This window comes from Thalassoglobus sp. JC818 (genome assembly GCF_040717535.1).
Classification (GTDB): domain Bacteria; phylum Planctomycetota; class Planctomycetia; order Planctomycetales; family Planctomycetaceae; genus Thalassoglobus.
The window spans coordinates 92441-113510 of the sequence record NZ_JBFEFI010000006.1; the positions used below are offsets into that span (position 1 = coordinate 92441).

Here is a 21070-nt window from a genome sequence, read left to right on the forward strand (position 1 = left end):
CAGCCCAAATAAACTGTGATCTGTCGGCAAGTTGTGGCGAGGTGGCCACAGAAGCCTAAATTCGGCGTAAGAAATCTGCATTTGCTTCGAATCATCAATCTCAAAACAATGGTTTTGGTGAACTTCGTGGCCACAATTGCGGCGACTGCCAGTTCGAGGGAGCGACAACAAATGGTTTTCGCACTTCGCATCTGGAGTATTCACCTCAGGACTCTTGCTCCTCATTGCAAACAATAATCCAGAATGCAGATGTTCGTTCTGCGGACGCCTGATCATTCTGCTTGAGATGTACACCACGGAAAGAAGACATGGACTTCTTTGATCGTCTGGGCGATTTCTTTAACACAGTTACCGCCTTCGTTGAGAGCATTATTCGCAGATTCTTTGGTTCTTCGAACGAGCGTGAAATCCGCCGAATCGGGTTTGCTCGCGAGAAAGACGGAACATCAACCGTCATTCCCGGAACCGTCCTGGATCGCATCAACTCTCTCGAACCAGAAATGAAAGCCAAGTCGGACAGCGAACTCAAAGAGACCGCGTCCCAGCTACGTGCGAAACTCGCCGACGGCAAAACTCTCGATGACATCCTTCCGGAAGCTTTCGCCTCCGTTCGTGAGTCCGGTCGCCGGAACATGCAGATGCGTCATTACGACGTGCAGATGGTCGGGGGTTACATTCTCCATCAGGGTAAAATCGCCGAGATGACCACGGGGGAAGGAAAAACCCTCGTCTCCTCACTTCCCGCTTTTCTGAATGCACTCTCTGGCCATGTTCACATCGTGACGGTTAACGATTATCTGGCGAAACGCGATATGGAGTGGATGGGGCCGTTGCATATGGCTCTCGGTCTGAATCTCGGAGCGATTCAGTCTCAGATGCGGCCCAACGAACGCCAAAAGCAGTACGCAGCGGACATCTGCTACGGAACGAACAACGAATTCGGCTTCGACTACCTCCGTGACAATATGAAGCCTACGCGCGAGCTTCAGGTGCAAGGCCCGCTCGACTACGCCGTCGTCGACGAAATCGACAATATTCTCATCGACGAAGCACGAACTCCGCTCATTATCTCTGGACCGGCTTACGACGATATCACGAAGTATCCGAAAGCGGATCGTATCTCTCGTCAGTTGACCCGCGACGTTCACTTCGAAGTCAAAGAAAAGGAACACACCTGCCATCTCACTGATGAGGGTGTTCGCAAAGCGGAAGAACTTGCTGGCGTCGAAAGCTTCTATTCCGCCGGCAATATGGAATGGCCGCATCTGATCGACAACTCGCTCAAAGCTCATTACCTCTACAAGCGTGATGTGAACTACGTCGTTGAAAATGGCGAAGTTGTCATCGTCGACGAACACACCGGACGAAAAATGCCCGGTCGGCAGTGGAGTGATGGACTGCATCAAGCTGTCGAGGCGAAAGAAGGCGTTCGAATTAAGGAAGTCAGCCAGACGCTCGCCACGATTACGCTTCAGAACTACTTCAAGCTGTACTCGAAGCTGTGCGGAATGACCGGTACAGCGATGACGGAAGCGAACGAATTCTACAAGATCTACGGTCTGGACGTGGTTGCTGTTCCGACGAACCGACCGATGCAACGCATCAACTACAACGATCAGGTGTATCGCACCGAGCGAGAAAAATGGAACGCTGTCGTTGACGAAGTGGTCGAAATCCACAAGTCCGGTCGTCCGGTTCTCGTGGGTACGGTTTCGATCGAGAAGAGTGAACGCCTAAGCTCGATGCTCGGCAAGCGCGGCGTCAAACACGATGTCCTGAACGCGAAGAATCACGAACGCGAAGCTGAAATCGTGGCTCAGGCGGGACGTCTCGGCGGTGTCACCATCGCAACGAATATGGCTGGTCGAGGAACAGACATCATCCTCGGCGGAAACCCAGAGCACATGGCTTGGGAAACTCTCAAGAACAAATACGCTTCGCGACTGGATATCCCGAAAGAAGAATGGGATGCCCTCTCTGACAAGATCGCTGAAGAAGAAGGCATGAAAGTCGACGGCCGAAAGGTGGCTGAAGTCGGCGGATTGCACGTGATCGGAACTGAACGGCACGACTCACGACGAATCGACTTGCAGCTTCGCGGTCGAGCAGGACGTCAGGGAGATCCCGGTTCCAGCCGCTTCTTCCTGTCTCTCGAAGACGACCTGATGCGAATTTTCGCTGGGGACAAAGTCAAAGGGATGCTGACATGGCTCGGAATGGAAGAAGGCGAAGCCATCGAGCACCCCATGGTCTCGAATCAGATTCAGAAAGCTCAGAAGCGTGTCGAAGAACGGCACTTCGAAGCCCGTAAAAGTCTGCTGGAATATGACGAAGTCATGGACCACCAGCGTAAGGAAGTTTACGGATACCGCCAGGACATTCTCGATGGCGTGAACTGCCGGGGTCTCATCGTCGAGATGCTCAACAAGCAGATCGAAAAATGGGCGATGCAGTTCCTCTCACGAGAATACCGTTGGGAAACCGCATCTGCATTCGCGACACAGAATCTGGGTCTGGCTGTCGATCCTGAAGACTTGAGCGGCATGGATTTCGACCAGATGGTCGACTTCATGAAAGACGAAGGAGCCCGACAGGCAGAAGTGCTCATCGAGGACCAACTCGCGGAGAATCTTCCCGAAGATGGAGATCATCGCGACTGGAACTGGCGAACACTCGCGACGTGGGTCAATCGTCACTTCGGCTTGAACACCAACGATCGCGAACTCCGCAAGCTCGCCAAAGACGGAATGCCCGACGACGAACTCAATCGAGATCAGGTCTTCCGCTACTTGAATCAACGAGCGACCGAAGCGATCGAGCGTTGGGACTTCAGCCCGCTGGAGACGATCCTCGCAGACGACTTCGGAGCGAAACAATTGTCAGGATGGCTGCGGCATCACTTTGGTGTCGAAATGCCTGCCGATGAATTCACGAAACACGAAGATCCTCAAACCGTTGTCGATCTGGTGCAGGATCGCGTTCTCGACAGATACCGGGAAAAAGAGATTCGGTTCCCCGTGCTGGTGGGAATGAACCGCTACATCGCAGGGCAGAACAGCGATCGCGAAGGACTGATCCAATGGGCCAACAGCCGCTTCGAGACCAATCTCAGCGAAGACGATCTCAAGGAAAAGGAACGTCAACAGGTCGCAGAAATCCTGATCGATCGCAGCCGGGACTTCTTCCCGACAGCCAAAGAGCGCGAAGAGTTGTACGTTCTGCTGGACGACGTTTTCACGCTGCGGCCAGAAGGTGAAGAAGAGGAAGCTCGGGATCTCACACGGTTGCTCGACTACCTTCGCGAACGGATGGAGATCCGGATTGCTGAAAACGAAGTCGTTGAGTTGGAACCGGTCAAAGGACGCAACCTTTGTCTGCAAAAAGTCGACCAACGCTTCCGACCGGAATTGGGTCAAGCAGAACGTGTTCTGATTCTCGAAATGCTCGACCACGCCTGGAAAGAGCACCTCTACTACATGGACCATCTCCGCAGCGGAATTGGCCTCGTGGGATATGCTCAAAAGGACCCGAAGGTCGAATACAAACGCGAGGGAATGAAAGCGTTTGAGCAAATGTGGGAACGAATCGCTGAGCAAGTGACTTCGGCGATCTTCCGTCTCGAGTCAGAGAGTTCCGCTCAGTTCCTCGACTCGCTGTGGGCGAACGCTTCTGCTCATCATGCACAAGCTCAGTCGGCAGCCACCGAGTATTCGCAGGCCCCTGCTGAAGAAGGCGCCCAAACGGAACCGGGGCAACAGACCAAAGCTGTTGAAACGATCCGTAACTTCGATGAGAAAGTCGGCCGTAACGACCCGTGCCCATGCGGCAGCGGCAAGAAATACAAGAAGTGCTGCGGGGCCAACTAGAGCAAGTTGATCTTTCCAGTGCACTCGCCTGCGCGGTCTCACTCATTTCAAGCTGAGTTTGCTCGCGCGAGGCAGTGCAATTCAAATTGGAGAATGCTAGAGAGTCTCTTCATCAATCTCGGATGATGAGACTCATGGGCAGAGTGGACTTGTCGGCGCGCTGATTTAAACTGCTCGCTTCAGTTTCTCTGTGAGTCTCAGCGTGGGAACACGTTCAACTCATAACTGAAGAGCAGGCTTTCACAGTGCCGAATCCGTCATGCAGTCAGGCCACCTATGTCCACTCAGCAGCCCAAGAATTCTGCGAACTTTAAGCTCGACCGCCTTGGGGCATTGAGTGACGGAGTGATCGCGATCGCAATTACGATTCTGGTCTTGGGAATTCAGGTCCCCTCTCCGCACAAGGTCCCCGAAAGCAAGCTGACCGATTATCTCTACAACTCGATCGATCCCATGATCGGGTTTGTGGTGAGCTTTGTTCTGATCGGAACATACTGGCTCGAGCAGTTCATGATCTTTCACTTTCTCACGCACACGACGCGAATGTTCATTGCGCTGAACGGCGTGTTTTTGCTGTGCCTGTCCTTCCTTCCGTTTCCGACTGGGCTGCAGGCAGCGTATCGAAACGACGAACTGGCGATGGCATTTTATGGGTTCGCAAATATGTTGTGCAGCCTCTCGCTTTTATGGATCTGGCTCTACGCCTCCAAGAATCGACAGCTCATTCAACCCAAGATCCCTCAGGAAACCGTTAACCGAATGACGAAGCGGCTTCTCGTCCCGCCGGTGTTCAGCTTGATTGCCATCGGATGCTCATTCATCAGCATCAGCCTGAGTCGACTCGTGTTCCTCGCGATTCCGATTTACCACTTCTCCTACTACGTCGCTGATCCCGGAGTTCACCCGGTCAGTGAAACGGAGTCGTCAGTTTAGGACCACTTGCCCTCAGCGACGCGATGCCTTGAACGAACCAGCGCGTCTTTATTTCCTAGTGAGAGTTTGCATCGCTGCGAAGAAGCAGGTGAGTCCATCATCACCTCGTACCCAGATTGACATTTCTCCCGGATCAAAAGAAAAGAGCCCGGAGAATTTCCCCGGGCTCGAGATTGGTCGCTACATTCTGATCGACGAGCAACATCCGAATTTCGTCTCAGCGATTTGATCCTCTGAAAGTCAGACTTCGGGCATTGTTAGAGCATCTTCTGATTTGGTTTGCACTCTCTCGCACGAGCAATCACAGCCTTCGACTTGATGAAACAGCACATGCGAGTGCACAGGAAAGAGCAACTTGCTCTAGAAGATGATTCCCCAGTCGACGCGGACGATGCTGTCGTACCAGGCTTCATTCGTCAGTGCCTGACCGAAACCGGCGTAGATCGAGTGAGCTGATCCGTTGCCGCGTTCGATGTTGAGCCGAATACCAGCTTTGGCGTTGACGATGGTGGTATCAGCATTGTTGACAGCGATGTCGTTTCCTCGTGCTTCGGAGACGAGACCATCGAACACGGTCCATCCTACGAATTCGACAAGTGGAGTGATTGTAATTCCATCGCAGTCGTAGCAGGTGTAACCGGTACCGACACCATATCGAAGGACGTTGCCGGAGAAGTCTCGTCCCTGGAAGCTTGATCCATCAATTGGAATCCAGTCTTTGACTTCGGCGAACAGAGTCAGACGATCAGTCAGCGATCGCTGATAGAGCAGACCTGGCTCGAGTGTCACGTGGTCTGTTCCGAGTCCTTCGCCAGCGTCTCCAGTTGGAGTGTAGACACGCATCTGGAAGGTGAAGACTGATTCGCAGTTACGAATCAGAGCATATTTGAAACCGAAGTTGATGTCGCCAAGTCCGGATGAGTCGCTGTTATCGATGTCGCCGATTGGTCCACCTTGAATGTTGCCGACTCCGCCCTGTGGCTGAACAGAACGATATGGCAATTCGAAGAAGACAGAGAAGACGTCGCTTGGAGCCAATTCAAGATAGAGCGAGTAATCTTGAGCATCGATGTCACCGAAGCTGAGAGGGCCGGGTGCGTCGGCGTTGAGTCCTCGGTACTGAGCGTAGAAGAACTCAGCGCGGTCAGGAGTTTCGTTGTCGAAGAGCCCATCGAATCGGAATCGGAAGTGATTCATTGGGATTGGTGACTCGATGTAACCAGGAAGCACAGCAACGTCGCTGCTGGCACCGAGTCCACCGGAAAATGGCGACGAAAAGTCGAGCGACTGAGGCGCGCTGGCCACCGGATCAGAAGGTGAGTACGGAGAGGCGTACGGATTCATTGGAGCACAATCGATGCATTGGTCTCCTCCTGCAAGCACCAGCGATGGCATGCAGAGAGTGACTGCCATCACTTTAAATAGGTTTTTGGCTTGTGCAAATTCCATGACGGTTGAGCTCCTGGCTGAAAGGTGGGCGGTATCCTGTGCCCTAATCTGATTCGTCGATGCGACCCACTCCGATCAGAGTGTTCCACTCATCGAATCGGAATGATGCGGCAAATCGAACGATCTCTTTAGACCGGTTCGTTCTGGAAATCCGGTTTTGCACTGCTAGCATCAGTCCATTTCGGAGAACGATCAGGCTTCGCCTATTTTTCCTCTTTTACAGAACCATCACGACGCGCAGCCCAATTGGCTTCATACAGTGAATTGACCTGAAATTGCCCTTGAAACTGGTGAACATATGGACGGATTCAAAAACTGAGAAGAAGACCGGATACATTCTGACACCAAATCGCGCTATACTGTAAAGGAGTTATGCGCCAATGGCTCCGCGGATGACGTTCCGAGCGAAACATCGAACAGGAGCAAGTTGCTCGATTTTGTGCATTTGCTTGAACCATTTGATGATTCGTTTCGCTGTAGTTCATCGGATTTGTCCGCGAAGGCCAATAAAACGATGCTCCAGAATTGACGAGTCGACTCTTCGCATCGGTGCGAAAATGGGTCACGTGATAAAGATCACACGATGGTGAATCAAACATTCAATCCGGATGACTTCGATCCGAACGAATATCGGACCGCCGAACCACCCGCAAAAGGTGACTCGACGCATCGTCCGGATCTCACCCAAGATCTCGACAACTCACGATCGGCAGAAGTCGATTTTGCAGCCCTGTCTGACGTGACGTTGCTTCGCGGTCGAGTGATCAAAGAGCGATACACCCTCAGAGAACACATTGCCGAAGGCGGATTTGGAGCTGTCTTTAAGGGAACTGACAAGCAGTTTCCCGGAAAGGCTGTCGCGATCAAACTCGCGCTCGACCCTGCCACACAAAAATATTTCGTGCGTGAAGCCAAGATGATGGGGCAGCTGAAGAGCGACTTCATCGTTGACGTTTACGACTACGGATTCGATCGCGGTATTCCCTACATCGTGATGGAGTTCCTCGACGGAAAGACTCTCGACGAACTTCTGATCGAACACCGCTATCACCTGCCCGACGAGATGGTCGCCAAGTGTGTCGACCAGGTCGGTCGAGCACTCGAAACAGCACACACCCTCAATCTGGTCCACCGCGATCTGAAACCCAAGAACATCATGCTCGTCGATTGCGGCGACCGCGATGATCAAGGGGAACCGGTGTCGCGATTCAAAATCCTTGATTTTGGAATCGCTTCAAAAATCGACGCGTCGGACTCCGTGAAGAACGTGACGATGAACGGCGGTGGAACGCCGGAATATATGTCACCGGAACAAATCCGAGGCGCTGAACCTGCACAGACTTCAGACGTGTTCACCTTCGGGGTCCTGATTTATCAATTGATGACAGGTCATGTCCCGTTTTCAAATCGAGACTATCCTCAACTCTTCGATCTGCTGAATGCGATTGTTCAGGTCGATCCTCCTCGTCTGACCGAAGCAGTTGGAGACAAGCGAAAAGTTCCAGCTGCACTCGATCAACTTGTTCACTCGTGCCTTGAGAAAGATCCAGCGAAACGTCCGACTACAATTCGCGAAGTCCGGCACAAGTTTCGAAGTGCCTTAAACCTCGACAACTCCATTACCGGACTTCCGGTCGACTACGATCCGCCGCCGGCACGTCGCCGCTGGGGGCTGTGGCTCATGAACCTCGCTGTCGTCATGGGCTTCGTGGCTGGAGGGATGTGGTGGCTGTCGCAACAAATTGAAGTCCACGCCGTTCCGCAAACGATCGAAGTCGAGGCTGGCGGCGAATCGGAAATTCATCTCATCGCGCGAAGCAAGTTATTCTCACGTCCGGCGAGTTCAGAAATGACGCTGGCGATTGAATCTCTGCCTGAGGGCATGGAACTGAAACCAGTCGATGGCAACTCCCCGGGCGATCTGCGAATGCTCGTTCGGACAAGCCTCGAAGCGTACGGAACTGAACAGACGACCGATTCCATTTCGCTCGTTGCATTGATCGATGAAGAAGACCATCGAGTTCAAATCCCGGTGACGATCACACCACCTCAAAGCTTGTGGGATTCGTCTCCACTTGTCAGCTCGGGCGGATTGAAGCGTGTCTACTCCAGCACGGGCGGAGCGAGCAAGAATGTTTATCCCGCGATGATCTCCACTCCGGATGGGTCCATTTCATTGAAGTTGATCAACCCGGAAGACCTGCATCGCAAGGGGCCTCGATACCCGTATTACATGGCGACGAAATGTGTTACCGGAGATCTCTATGCGATGTTTCTCGCTGAGACCTCCGACGCGAATTCAGAATCCAGCGGCGAGCAAGGAGAAGTTCCGCACACGGGAAGCGATCCGCAACACTCGGTCAGCTATCTCGATTGCCTCGCGTTTGTGAACTGGCTGAACGAGAAGTATGCCCTGAAGGATCGGGGACGATTTCGCATGGCCAACTGGGATGAGTGGTGGGCATCCATGGGATACTTCACCTCCGTCCAGGCTGACGACCTCGTCGCCAAAGAGAATCCATTTCAAATGCAAACGATCGCTCCCCTCGGCTTCGAGTGGACATCTTCTCTGAGCATTCTCGGAAAAGAGTTCGACCCAGCCAAAGATCGTTCGAGCCAACCATTGAAGGCAGCCGGAGCCGATCCTGAAGTCGGCCCGCTGACCTATCGGAGTTATGAAGGAACGGCGATTGGCTCTTCCCGAATTTTCACTTCCTACCCGGCCCGCGAAGCCAACCGGAATCTGAGCTTCCGTGTTGTGTTCGAGCCGAATTAGTGGCAATGCGATCAGTAAGGGCTTGCCAACTCCGACGTTCATCATCCAGCCGCTGGAGTCGCTATGTCATCGTCTCTCCATTTTCCCGCCAATCGTCTCGTTCCAGCCTGTCTCTGGCTCTGTTTCATCAGCATTGGGAACGTTTTTCCAATCGCGGATGTGGCCGTTGGAGACGACAAACCCATTCTGCGGACCACTCTCAACGGGCCGATCGATCAAGTCTCGGACATCGCGTTCTCCCCAGATGGAGAGCGGCTTTACGCTGCCAGTTGGGACAAGCAAGTTCACGTCTGGAAGAAGGTCAACCAAAAGTTTGAGTACTCCCCGTCAGAGAGTTATCGCGTCCCGATTCACGGCGGACTCGACGGAGCATTAAGTGCTGTCGCGATTTCTGATGACGGATTGTGGATCGCGATGGGCGGGCGCGGAGCACGGTTGGACACATCCGGTGTGAAAGACGAAGGGTTTATCTGGCCGGGAAGTGCTCTCTCGTCATCCCAACGTCTCGCCGAAGGAGTGATCTACGTTTTCAACACTCAAACTCGCGATGCCGTTCGACTCGAAGGTCACGCTGGCACTGTCACCGCCCTGGAGTTTGTTCCTTCTGGAAATGCTTCGAATGGAACAAGCTCCGCACCGACTCTCGTTTCGCTGGCAGATGTTGAGTTGGGAACAAACTTTGGTGAGGAGTTTGGACCGGAGATTCGCGTTTGGGATGTTGCCAGCCAACAGTCCATTTTCGAAACACTGCAAATCCCGAGCATTCGTCAACAGTTAGGAATCCAACCTCCATCACAGAACGCTGTCCCTCAGTTGTTTGTCTCACAAGAGAGTAACGTATCGCAACCGCTGCAAATCGGCATCTGTTTCCCCTTCGACAACGAAGCGGGCCTGTTTGTCTGGACACCCGCGACCAACCGCTGGGCTCGACTGACTAACAATCAGGACTGGATTGCCCTCGCTGGAGGAAGATCTCTGACAGGCAAGCTGGAAATCTCCGCAGTCAATCGTCGCACTGGTCAGTGCAGCATTGGATCAATCACAGTCCCGACAGCTGGTAACGCCGTGGCCTCCATTCAGTTTCAGCCGCAAGTCAATCTTCCCAATCGCACTTTGGCCTATGCCATCGATCACATTCCGGGATCATTGCAAGCGACAGTCGCACTCGCCGGGCAATTCGGAACTGACAATCCTCAATACAGCGTCGTCGCTAAAACCAGTCGATCCCCGTCTCTGCAAAATGTTCCAGTCTGGAGAGGCCATCCGAAGAATCCCATTCTGACAGCTTCGTCGGATGGTGACGTCGCAGTCGTCGACTCAACCGGTCAACGGATTTCAGTCATGCAGATGAGTTCGCAAGGCGAACTCTCGCAGCCCTTCCAACTTCTTGCAGCTTCGCAGGTGCGATTTCAGTCCGCTGAATTTGTTCGTCGCGGAGACGATGTCGGTTTGCGAATTTCAGACACAAGCCGTGGGCCGATCGTCTTTGAGCTGACAACCGGGAAAATCACAAACGACCAGAACAACTGGCAGCGATACTCAGCTTCTGCCCAATCTCGCACCGAACTGACTCCTGAATCACTGACAAGCGACAAATTGACGTTACGCACCGGCGGCCAGACGAAAGACCTCTCACTCTGCCGATTCAATGATCGACCAGTTCGTATTCTGACTACCGCGACTACCGATCAAGTGGCGCTCGTCGCGTGGCTGGAAGGTGCAGAACCGAGATTCGACTTGTACGACCTGGAGACTGGAGAACTACGCCGCCGCATGCGAGGCGTTGAGGGACGCATCGTCTCGATTGACGTTCTCGGCGATCAGCGATTGCTTGCGGTCGGAACGGACTCAGGGGCGATTCACGTCTTCCAACTCGGCGAAGTCTCGCCCAGCGACCATGGACTGATTCGAAACGGAAATCAAATTCTGTCGGTCCATTCGCAAGACGGTGATATCGTCTTTCAGAAGCCATTCGCCAACTTCGAAGTCGGAGAGCGAGTCGAAGCCGTTGAAGTCTCCGGAGAACGTGTCAGCCTCGACTCAGTAGATGAATTCTACGAACTCGTGCATCTGTTTCCGCCGGGCATGAGCTTCGAACTCATTACCGATCGACAGCAAAGCCCCGTCGAAGTCGGGGATGCGATCAAAGAAAAGAAACCGCTCTTCTCGCTGTTGATTGTTCCCAGCCAGACGAATCCGAACAAACTCGACTGGATCGGTTGGCATCCTGTGGGAGTTTTCGAAAGTAGTCGAAGAGAAGCAGAAACGTTCCTCGGTTGGCACTTCAACACCAGCGACGCGGACAGCGTCGCCCGGTTCGCGGAAATCTCCGAATACCGAGAACGCTTTCATCGTCCGGGATTGATTCGCGCCCTCTTTGAGAATGAACAAATTCCTCAGCGTCAACCGCCTCCCCCAGCCCAGCTTTCTCTCGAACTCCGAACGTCCGAGGGAAACACGGTTCCCCCCAATGAAAAGGGGATCTGGCTGATTCGCGACAAAAATGTCACAGCGATTCTTAGAGTTCGCAGTCCGTTTCCAGTTGAAGCCATCGGCTCCGTGAATGCTCAGCTTGAGTTCTCAAGTGGAACAAAGCTTCCGGGGACCATCGTGCAATCAGGTGTTCGCGAATGGACAATTCAGTTTCCAACCGAAGGCTGGATGAGTGGCATCGCGAATCTCAACGCGAATGTGATCTCACGAGAGTATTCACCACGAGTCTTCAAAGACTCGATCCCTGTCCGCTATCAGGTCCCTGCTCCGGTTCTCGTTCTCGCCCCGACTCCAGAAACGACCGACCAACCTGAAGTCGATCTGATGTTCAATCTTCAAACGAATCAGGCAGGGCAATCTCAGGTCACAATCACTCGAATTGATGGGCTCGGCTCACAACAAACCGTCGTCAATAAGCCGTTCGACCAGGGCCTGCACACAATCCCCATCACTCTTGAGGAAGGATTGAACCGAATTGAAATCGTGGCCACTAACGAAGATCCCCAAGACAGCCAGCCATCAGCCGATCGAGCAACTGTCGCCACCATCATCGAGTTCAAGAAGCCTGTTTCGACAATCCCTCCTTCAGTCACACTCAAGGAACTGTTGACCGATCAAAGCGTCATTGATCTTGGTCCACGAGTTGGATCCATTTCAGTCCAGTCCTCGGAAATCACCCTCTCTGGAGAAGTGAACGCTGACACCGAACTCAACTCTGTCATCCTGCGAACGCCAAAATCGGAAACGAAGACGGGTGAGTTCGAAGCGGGTGTTTCGCGCTCCGCCAAGTTTGAACAAAAGGTTCAACTCACTCCCGGCGAGAATGAAATCGTCATCGAAGGAACAACCACGACCGGACTCACCGGTCGCTCAATTCTGGTGGTCAACTACACTCCCATCCCAAGTGTTCCCGTCATTGAAGCTGTTCAAGGCGTCCCACTGGATGGACAATTCGACATCTCGGAAGAACAGGACGCCCCAACTGGACGTCTCGTTTTGAATTCCGATGACCACTCTCAAGCAGTCTCCGTTACGTTTCGCCCCGAAGCTTCAACTACCGAGAAAACGCATGCGGAAACGTATCGAGTCACACTCAACGGAGAAACCGTACAACCGACCAACGTCGCTATCGACGGAGATCGAACGCGCTTGACGATCCCACTCAACCCAGGATCGCAACGCTTGTCGCTTGTGATTGAAAACGAATGGGGGGGAAGTCAGGAATCGGATCCAGTTGTCATCGACTATCGACGTCCACCCAAGATTTCAGAAGTGATCCTGACCGAGAACGAAACCGAACCGTTTCTGCGGTCATTGAAAGCGATGTTCCAGACTCCCGAAGAACTCCCTGTTCGGGAAAGTGGAGTTCAGGTCCTGGTGAATGGCGTTTTGATTCGCGGAATGGATGTCTCCTTGATGAACATCGACCGAGACACCTGGGCAGCGGAAGTCCGCGGAGTCTCACTGATTCCGGATTCGTCCAACTCAATCGAACTCAGTCTGCTGAATGAAGATGGTCGATCGCGAACTCCATGGAAAGAAATCGTCGTCACTCCACCGGAACAAGTCCCGCCACCAGTTGTCACAGTTCTTTCTCCGGAAACGGAAACGCAAACTTCGGAATCTGAGGTCGTCGTTCGATTTCGAGTTCAAACTGAATCCGAAGTCAACGATGTCATTGCCGTCAACGACATTTATCAAATCGACGGAACGGTGAGCTACGATGCCGAGAAGAAAGAATATCAGGCGACGATTCCGCTGCTCGATAGTGTGAATGAAATTCGTCTCGCAGCCATTGATCAGGACGGACAGCAATCTGAACCGATCCGACTCGTTGTCACCCGCATTCCGCGTCCGACATTGATCCGCATCGACTCCGTTGGTGATCTGGCAGTTTCGGCTCCCGTCAAGGAGTCTGTTTCCCTCGACAAACCAACGACTCAGATCCATGGTCACGTCGAGTTGGATTCTCCGATGGACAGCCCGATGCTCGTCCGCGTCTGGTTGAATGACTTCCTTCAGGAAATCGCTCCATTGGTGCAGTCGGAAGATAACGAATCACTCTGGACGTTCAGCGCTCCGATCACACTCAACAGAAACTCGAATGCGTTGCGACTCGAACTTCTGGGCGGCCCTTCTGATCAGAACTCGACGCGCGAGTTGACGATTGACTGTGCCAATCCCATCACTGAGCAGTCGCTCCATGTCGTGATGCTGACAACCGAAGAGGAAACACCAACTCTGGAAGACAGCGAACGACTGATCTCGCGGATGCGGGAATCGCTGTCGATCACTTGTCTGGATGGTGAGTGTTCCTCCCCTTCGTTTTCTGTTGTCCGTGAATACCCGTTGACGGGAAGAGCACTGCAAGTCTCCACTCTCAACGGATTATTCTCGCTGATCAGTGCAGAAATCGACCAGGGGCGTGGACGAATTGGAATGGACCAGTCCGTGACGAATGACGTGGTTCTCATTTTCTATGCAGGTCAGGAATACCGTTTTCTCGACGAAAATCGCTTTGTTCTCGCGACAGGAGGCCGCAGCCAGCTGATTGGAAAAGGAGACCCCGAACAGATTCGCAGCGAACTCGACAGTCTCATCTCGAGCGAATTGTTTGTCGACTGGATGGGACAACTCAAGGGGGCGCATCTCCTTTTCCTCGATGTCGAATCGAATGTCACTCAGAACGAAGACCGTGACGAGACTGATCCGCATCTGGGTGTCTATCGAGTGACTCGCGACAGCACGAGACAAGTGGAGACCAGCCAGTTACTACGAACCCTTTCCCAATTGACACCGACCACTCGCTATCTGGAAGATGTCTCTGCGGGACTCTCCATGATCACAACCTCGTGGTACACGCCAGCGGGTCTCTCGCGAATGGAGTTCGGAGCGGGTGAGAAAACTCAAATCGACTAAAGCAAGTTGCTCTTTCCTATGCACTCGCTTGCACACTTTCATAAGTTAAAAGGCTGTGCTTGCTCGTGCGAGATCGCGCATACAAAACCAGAAAACGCTCTAACTGGCTTCTCGGTCAGTTGGATTCATAACGTCCTGGCAGAGATGCAGAGACTTGCAAGATGCCTCTCATTCGGCATGCTGAATGCATTCGGTGGATCACTCAGTTGATCGTTTGACGACGGAAACAACATCGAACAAAACCTTGATCGCGTACGAGGAATGAATTGATGCGGGAATACAAACAGCCCCTTCGTGCTTGCTACTGCTTGTTTTTTCTCTTGCTCTGTTCCGCTCCTGGTTGGGGGGAGGAGCCCCGGCGACTGATCACGGCCGAATTTACACTCTTCGAAACGACAGATCAGAATTCCCTACTGACCGATGAAAAACTCGATCGGAACGGCCTTCTCGCAGTCATTCAAAACGCGACCAATTCGAATGAACTGAAACACTTGACCCGAGTGCGGACGACGTCCGTCGAAGGACTTCGATCAGTGGTCCAGATTGGAGCCAAAGAACGCGTCGGCAGTGGAATGACGATGACACCCGGAGGGGCTCAAAAGGTCTACACCATCGAAGATGTCGGGACGATCGTCTCCTTCATTCCCAGAGTTTTTGAAGATCAAATCAACTTCCAACTCGAATTCGAGCAGACCCGGCTCGAACGAAACGAAGATGTTGAAGAATTGCAGAGCCCACGCACGGTCTCTCTGACACTTTCGACGAGCTGCAGCATCAGATCGGGCCAGGTCAAACTCATCTCAGCGAGCGAACAACTTTCGGATGGCGACCATCAGCGATTTACATATCTTCTGCTGGAAGCTCACATCGTCGACTAGAAAAAGTTGCTCTTTTCCGTGCACTCACCTGTGCTGTTAGATTCAGTAAAAAGGCTGCGTTTGCTCGTGCGAGACAGAGCAGTCCAAATCTGAAGATGCTCTACGCTGAATTCCGCTCTTCAAGGATGTGATACACGACAAAAGCCCGCAATCACAAAGAAACTTTTTTCGTCTCTTCGGAATGGCTCCGTCCCCTGCCGGGATCGAGATCGAGTTGCACAAGATCGTTGGGACTTTCAGCGGCGGTGGAACTGGGACATTTCGAGCACCCAAAACACCCGCCGCCTGAATGGCTCGTGAAGAACTGATACACCTCCCGGCACAGGATCAACACTGCGAGTGAAACAATCGCGATTGAGATGATGCTTTGCCAGTCGATCAAGAGATTCTCCTCAAACTATCACACTAGAGCAAGTTGCTCTTTCCTGTGCACTCGCTTGCGTTGTTTCACAAGATAAGAGGCTGTGCTTGGTCGTGCGAGATCCTGCACACCAAACCCAGAATCCTCGAACAGTTCTTCAACATTCGAGCGGAGAAAGACGAAGAGCGCTCCGATCAATTGTTCACGTCAATGCCGGGCGAGTCAATTCAGCGATTCGTCTTTCCGATTTGCGATCGCACCTGCTCCGTAGTGACCGGTTGGATGATTCCGTGTTCGGTAATGATTGCGGAGATCAGTTCTGCAGGCGTCACATCGAACGCTGGATTGTAAACACGGGTTGATTCGGGAGCTGTCTGCTTCCCCATTCCGTTTGTGATTTCTTCAGGTTGTCGCTCTTCGATTGGAATCTCATCCCCGGTCGCCAGAGACAAATCGAAAGTGCTTGAAGGAGCAGCAACATAGAATGGAATGTTGTGGGCCTTCGCTAGAAGTGCCACGGAATACGTTCCGATTTTGTTGCAGGCGTCGCCGTTGGCCGCGATGCGGTCTGCTCCGGTAATGACCGCTTGAACTCGCTTCTCTTTCATGACCTGGCCAGCCATGGAATCGCAGATGAGCGTCACCGGAATATCTCGTTGCTGAAGTTCCCAGGTTGTCAGTCGCGCCCCTTGTAGCAGCGGTCGCGTTTCGTCGGCGTAAACCTGAATCTCTTTGCCTTGCGCAGCTGCTGCGAACATCACAGCCAAAGCGGTCCCATCACCTGCAGTCGCCAGTCCACCAGCATTGCAGTGAGTCAGAATGCTCGTTCCCTTCTCAATCAACTTCGCCCCATGCTGACCAATCGCAGCACACATCGCCCGATCTTCCTCTTCGATCGCCTTCGCCTCTGCGAGCAATCTCTGATGAAGTTCCTGCGAGGAGAGTGAAGAGTTTGCGAGGCCGACATCCTGCATCCGATCGAGTGCCCAGAACAAGTTGACAGCCGTCGGTCGACTCGTGGCGAGATAAGCAGTGACTTCTTTCAGCCGACGATCGAATTCGTCGCGGCTAGCCGATGCATCGATGTTCTGTTGCAGACCGATAACGACACCATAAGCAGCGGCGCATCCAATCGCAGGAGCGCCACGCACGCGAAGCATTTTGATTGCTTCCCACACTTCTTCGACGGTCTTGCAGTTGATTTCCTTGAATTCGGTCGGCAACAGCGTTTGGTCGATCATTGTCAACCAGCCATCAGGTCCACCGTTCCATCGCATTGTTTTTGGGGGAGTCGTCATCGTTCTTCTCTTATCTGCTTTCGCACTCTTCAAATGATTTGGAGTTTATCGGACCTGGAAATGATGGACCTTCCGCCAACCGCCAACATGAAAGCACTTGGCACTTACTCGGTTCTTTATGCGTGATCGAACAGCCGTCCCGGACTGAAGACCGAATCGGGATCGAGTTTCTTCTTGATTTCTTCCATCAATTTCCAACTCGCTGGAAGGCGACCGAAAATCGACAGTTCTTGCTTCCAGTCTGGATCGCATGACAAAATTGTCAACGCGCCACTTGAGTCTTCGGCAAAACGCCGCAGAGTCGACACCACTTTACTGGCCGCTTCGAGATTTGAATGTTCATCGGACAAATGACCGATCACGACACCATCTCCAGCATGCACTTGAGCTGCCACATCGTGCTTCGTGCAGAGATCCAGAAATGCTTCACACCGACTCGGAAGTAATCGAGCCTGAAACGTCGCGGGGTCATCCGATGTCGTCTGGAATTCCACGAGCGCGGTCCACATTTTGTCGACCTCGCTTTCCTCCGGAACAATCAATTCCAGTGGTGAGAAGTTGCCTAATTCGTCTCGAACCGTTTCGATTTGCCAATTGATTTCGGACTCAGCTCCTTCGTAGCCCAGCCAGACGAGAGAAGCTCCATCGGGTAATTCACGAGGAAACTCTCTCTGAACCTGCCAGGCACACTTTGAATTCAGGACGTCTAAAACTGTCGGACGGGTCGCTGACTTGTTGAGCTGCGCGAGAACAGGCTCGATGGTGCCTGGCGCAAATGCTCCAATGACAACTCGCTTCTGCTCCGGAAGTGGGCGAAGCTTGAGTGTCACGCTGGTGATGACAGCGAGCGTTCCGAGTGATCCGACCAGAAGCTTGCACAGGTCATACCCAGCCACATTCTTGACGACTCTTCCACCTGCCGAAAACAGACGTCCCTGACCGTCGACGGCCGAAATTCCAATTACATAGTCCCGAAAGGTTCCGTTTCCAAACCGAGAGGGACCGGATGCATTTGAGGCGATGGCACCTCCGAGCGTAGCTCGCGAAGCATGGGCGGTTTCGATCGGCAGAGTTTGATTTTGCTCCCGCAGCACCTCCTGCAGAGCTTCCATCCGGATTCCCGCCTCGACGGTGATCGTCATGTCTCGGGCGGGGTAGTCCAGAATCTGATTCAACTCAACCGTCGACAGGTATTGAGATTCCGTCGGAACACGTCCTCCAATGCCGAGTGCGGTTCTTCCTCCCACAGGAATGATGGGCGACTTCTCAGCACGTGCGTTTTCGCCAATGAATCGACTCAATTCGGCGACTGTTGTCGGGGTCCATTCGGAATCAGACACGGCGTAAATTCTGCTGGAGGGACGGGATTTTGGACCTCAGACAATGACTACTGCACTGGCAGAGTTCAAGTGTGATCGATCGATGAAGATTCCCAAAGCATCAGAATCGCGAAGAAGCAGAGATTGAAAGCAGACTTCGTGCAACTCATAATCCGGTTTTGAACAAGAATCGACCTGCTGCGTGATGCAGCCACAAGGAATTCCATGTCTGCAAACGCTTCTGAAATTGATCGTCTTCGATGGGAAAAGTTTCCAGTTCTCAATGATGGCTTCGTCTGCCTCGTCGACTGCATGGGCGACGACGGTTCCATCGTCCAGGCGGCCCGCGTCAGCTACGGCGCCGGCACACGGAAAGTCTCCGACGATCGAACATTGATCCGCTACCTGCTGCGTCACCGACACACCACTCCATTTGAGATGGCGGAAGTCAAACTGCTTGTCCGCTCGCCAATGGATTGCTGGCGACAATGGATCCGTCACCGCACAGCCAATGTCAACGAGTACAGCACGCGATACTCCGTCGCCATCGACTCGGCTCAAACAACTGCCCCCGACGAATGGAGAACCCAAGCGACTGTTAACCGGCAAGGCAGCGCAGGCTTTCTCGACGAAAAGCCCGGAGCCGAACTGACTGCCTCCGAAGCAGAATTTCAGGAAGCCGCCCGCAAGCTCTATCAAGAGCGCATCGACGCTGGCATCGCTCGGGAACAGGCCCGCAAGGACCTTCCCCTGTCGACTTATACGGAAGCCTACTGGAAGGTCGACCTTCACAACCTGTTGCATTTTCTCGCTCTGCGAATGGATTCCCACGCTCAACTGGAGATCCGACAGTACGCAACAACCATCGGCGAAGAGATTGTCCAACCATTGTTCCCCATCGCTTGGGAAGCATTCCAGGACTACCGCCAGAACGCGATGTTCCTGACCGGGTTGGATGTCGAAGTCATTCAACGACTCAACGAATACGCTGCAGCCAACGAATTGACCGCTCCCTATGACCTCGCGGTCTTTCTGGAGTGTCAGCATCCAACGTGGAAAGAGTTGAGCCGTTCGCGTGAGCGAGATGAGTGTCGTCACAAACTCACGCAGATGGGACTTCTCGCCAAAACTTCCGACAACGGTTGAAAAGACTCCCTACCCACAGGGTCCCGCTACTATGGCAAAGTCATTCACTGTCACATGCTCACAGTGTGGAGCATCGCTCAACCTTAAGGACGAGTCGAGACTCGGATCAAAGGTGCGGTGCCCCAAGTGTCGGGAAGTCTTCGTTGCGAAGCTCAGTTCTTCGACGGCTGACGATGAAGAATGGGACGACGGTGGATTCTTCGATGACAGTTCCGATGAAGGCTTCGATGATGAGTGGGAAGACTACGGAACACCGATTCACTCAGTGAAATCGAGTAAATCGAAATCTGCCAGCAAGAAGTCATCTGGCAAGAAATCCAAAAAGGGAAAAGGGAAAAAGAGAGACTCCGACAAACTCCCCGTCGGCGTCATCGTCGCCATCTTTGCGGGTGGGTTGCTGATGATCAGCCTGATCGGAGGGGCTTTGTATCTGGCAGCCACGTCGCTGGGAGCCGTCGACGAAGCACGGTTCGCCTGGCTTCCGAGCGACATGGAAAGCTATGTTGAGTTGCAGGTCGACGACGTCTGGAAGTCGGCTGTTCTGCGACCGGTACGAAGCAGTGAATTCTGGCGGACGCTCGAAACGCGTTTGCGAACGCTTTCAGGAGTTGAGATCGATCAAATCGATTCGATCGTCGTGGGAACGTCAGCAACGGAGACGACTCCGATTGTGCTGGTCCGCACCAAAGCACCGATCGATCCCTCAACAATGAAAGGCGAAGTGACTCCGTCAACTTACGCCGGCAAGACCATCTTCGATCATGCAGATGGCTTCTCCCGAATGGTTGCTGATGAGCAGACTCTGGTGGTCGGTCAACGACAAATGATTGAAAAATCAATCGATGCCAATGGTGTCTGTGCTGTGGCTGGACAGTTCGCATTCCTGCCCTCGTATGGTCATCTCATCATGGGATCGATCTCACCAGATGCCAACTTTGGAGCCGATCCAAGCCAGTTTCTCTCCGAGGACATCTCGATTGATTCCGAATCCGTCCTCAACACGCTGCTTGTGTTTAACTTTAGAAGTGATATCACCGCGAAATTCACCGTCGATTTCGGAGACGCTGCGAGTGCGCAGGAGGCTGTCGAAGAAGGTGAAGAGGGGATCAGACTCGCGAAAGAAGCACTTGAAGCACACAAACAAGACCTTGAGAATATGGCCTTTGTGCTAACCGTTCAGGCTCGCTCTTTCGTTTATAAAATGGAAGATGTGCTGGACTCCATCAGCTTGAGCAGCAGTGGAAGCCAGTTCTACGGGGACTTCTCGATCAACAGCGGAATCACACGTGACTTCGCCTCAGAAATCGAATTCTTTACCCCCATGCTGGTACGTCGCGTCGACTCCGTTCTTGGCATCGAAATGGACGAAGATGAGTACGACGACGAAGATGATTTCTGGGAAGACGAGCCGGACGACATGGCTCTTCCCGGTGGAATTCCGCTGCCTTAGCATCGGACGCTTTTGACCATTGTCCTCTCGTGGCGACTTTCAACACTCATCAGTCCTTGTGAATCCGTCAGCGTCTGCGCAGAATGGAATTCGTTCGCTTCGTTCGTCGACTGAGTGATTAACGTGTCTTCATCGCTCACTCAGTCCGACCGCTGAAACGCGAACAACATCCCTCCGCCAAT

The 21070-nt window shown here is 53.0% G+C and carries 10 protein-coding genes; 7 read left to right on the forward strand and 3 right to left on the reverse strand.

All coding sequences use genetic code 11. The annotated features are described in order from the left end of the window. Positions 1–308: 308 nt before the first annotated feature. Together secA and AB1L42_RS16480 are read left to right on the forward strand one after the other, a co-directional pair. Entirely contained in the window at positions 309–3866 is a 3558-nt protein-coding gene (gene secA / locus AB1L42_RS16475; RefSeq protein ID WP_367058206.1) for a preprotein translocase subunit SecA, read from the forward strand. Positions 3867–4142: 276 nt separating this feature from the next. Next, positions 4143–4799, forward strand: a complete 657-nt coding sequence (locus tag AB1L42_RS16480; protein ID WP_367058209.1) for a TMEM175 family protein — start codon at positions 4143–4145, stop codon at positions 4797–4799. 360 nt (positions 4800–5159) lie between these two features. Here the strand turns inward: AB1L42_RS16480 and AB1L42_RS16485 are convergent, their stop codons facing one another. Next, positions 5160–6248, reverse strand: a complete 1089-nt coding sequence (locus AB1L42_RS16485) for a transporter (protein ID WP_367058212.1) — start codon at positions 6246–6248, stop codon at positions 5160–5162. A 583-nt stretch (positions 6249–6831) separates the two neighbouring features. Between AB1L42_RS16485 and AB1L42_RS16490 the strand changes: the two genes are divergently transcribed. From AB1L42_RS16490 to AB1L42_RS16500, 3 genes are all read left to right on the forward strand, one after another. Beyond that, positions 6832–9024, forward strand: a complete 2193-nt coding sequence (locus AB1L42_RS16490; protein ID WP_367058215.1) for a serine/threonine-protein kinase — start codon at positions 6832–6834, stop codon at positions 9022–9024. A gap of 63 nt (positions 9025–9087) precedes the next feature. Then, positions 9088–14436, forward strand: coding sequence for a hypothetical protein (locus tag AB1L42_RS16495; RefSeq protein ID WP_367058218.1), 5349 nt, complete (start codon positions 9088–9090; stop codon positions 14434–14436). Between the two features lie 269 nt (positions 14437–14705). Next, positions 14706–15314 (forward strand): hypothetical protein, encoded by a 609-nt coding sequence (locus AB1L42_RS16500; protein ID WP_367058221.1) that lies wholly within the window; start codon positions 14706–14708, stop codon positions 15312–15314. A 588-nt stretch (positions 15315–15902) separates the two neighbouring features. Here the strand turns inward: AB1L42_RS16500 and mtnA are convergent. Together mtnA and AB1L42_RS16510 are read right to left on the reverse strand one after the other, a co-directional pair. Then, the gene (gene mtnA / locus AB1L42_RS16505; protein ID WP_367058224.1) at positions 15903–16973 is read right to left on the reverse strand and encodes an S-methyl-5-thioribose-1-phosphate isomerase; all 1071 of its coding nucleotides are present in this window, start codon (positions 16971–16973) and stop codon (positions 15903–15905) included. A 116-nt stretch (positions 16974–17089) separates the two neighbouring features. Continuing rightward, complete coding sequence (locus AB1L42_RS16510) at positions 17090–18313, reverse strand: FAD-binding oxidoreductase (protein ID WP_367058227.1); 1224 nt, start codon at positions 18311–18313, stop codon at positions 17090–17092. A 204-nt stretch (positions 18314–18517) separates the two neighbouring features. On the opposite strand from AB1L42_RS16510, the gene thyX reads away from it, so the two are divergent. Further along, positions 18518–19438, forward strand: coding sequence for an FAD-dependent thymidylate synthase (thyX, locus tag AB1L42_RS16515; protein ID WP_367058230.1), 921 nt, complete (start codon positions 18518–18520; stop codon positions 19436–19438). 31 nt (positions 19439–19469) lie between these two features. Further along, positions 19470–20888, forward strand: coding sequence for a zinc-ribbon domain-containing protein (locus AB1L42_RS16520; protein ID WP_367058233.1), 1419 nt, complete (start codon positions 19470–19472; stop codon positions 20886–20888). The last annotated feature ends 182 nt before the right edge of the window (positions 20889–21070 follow it).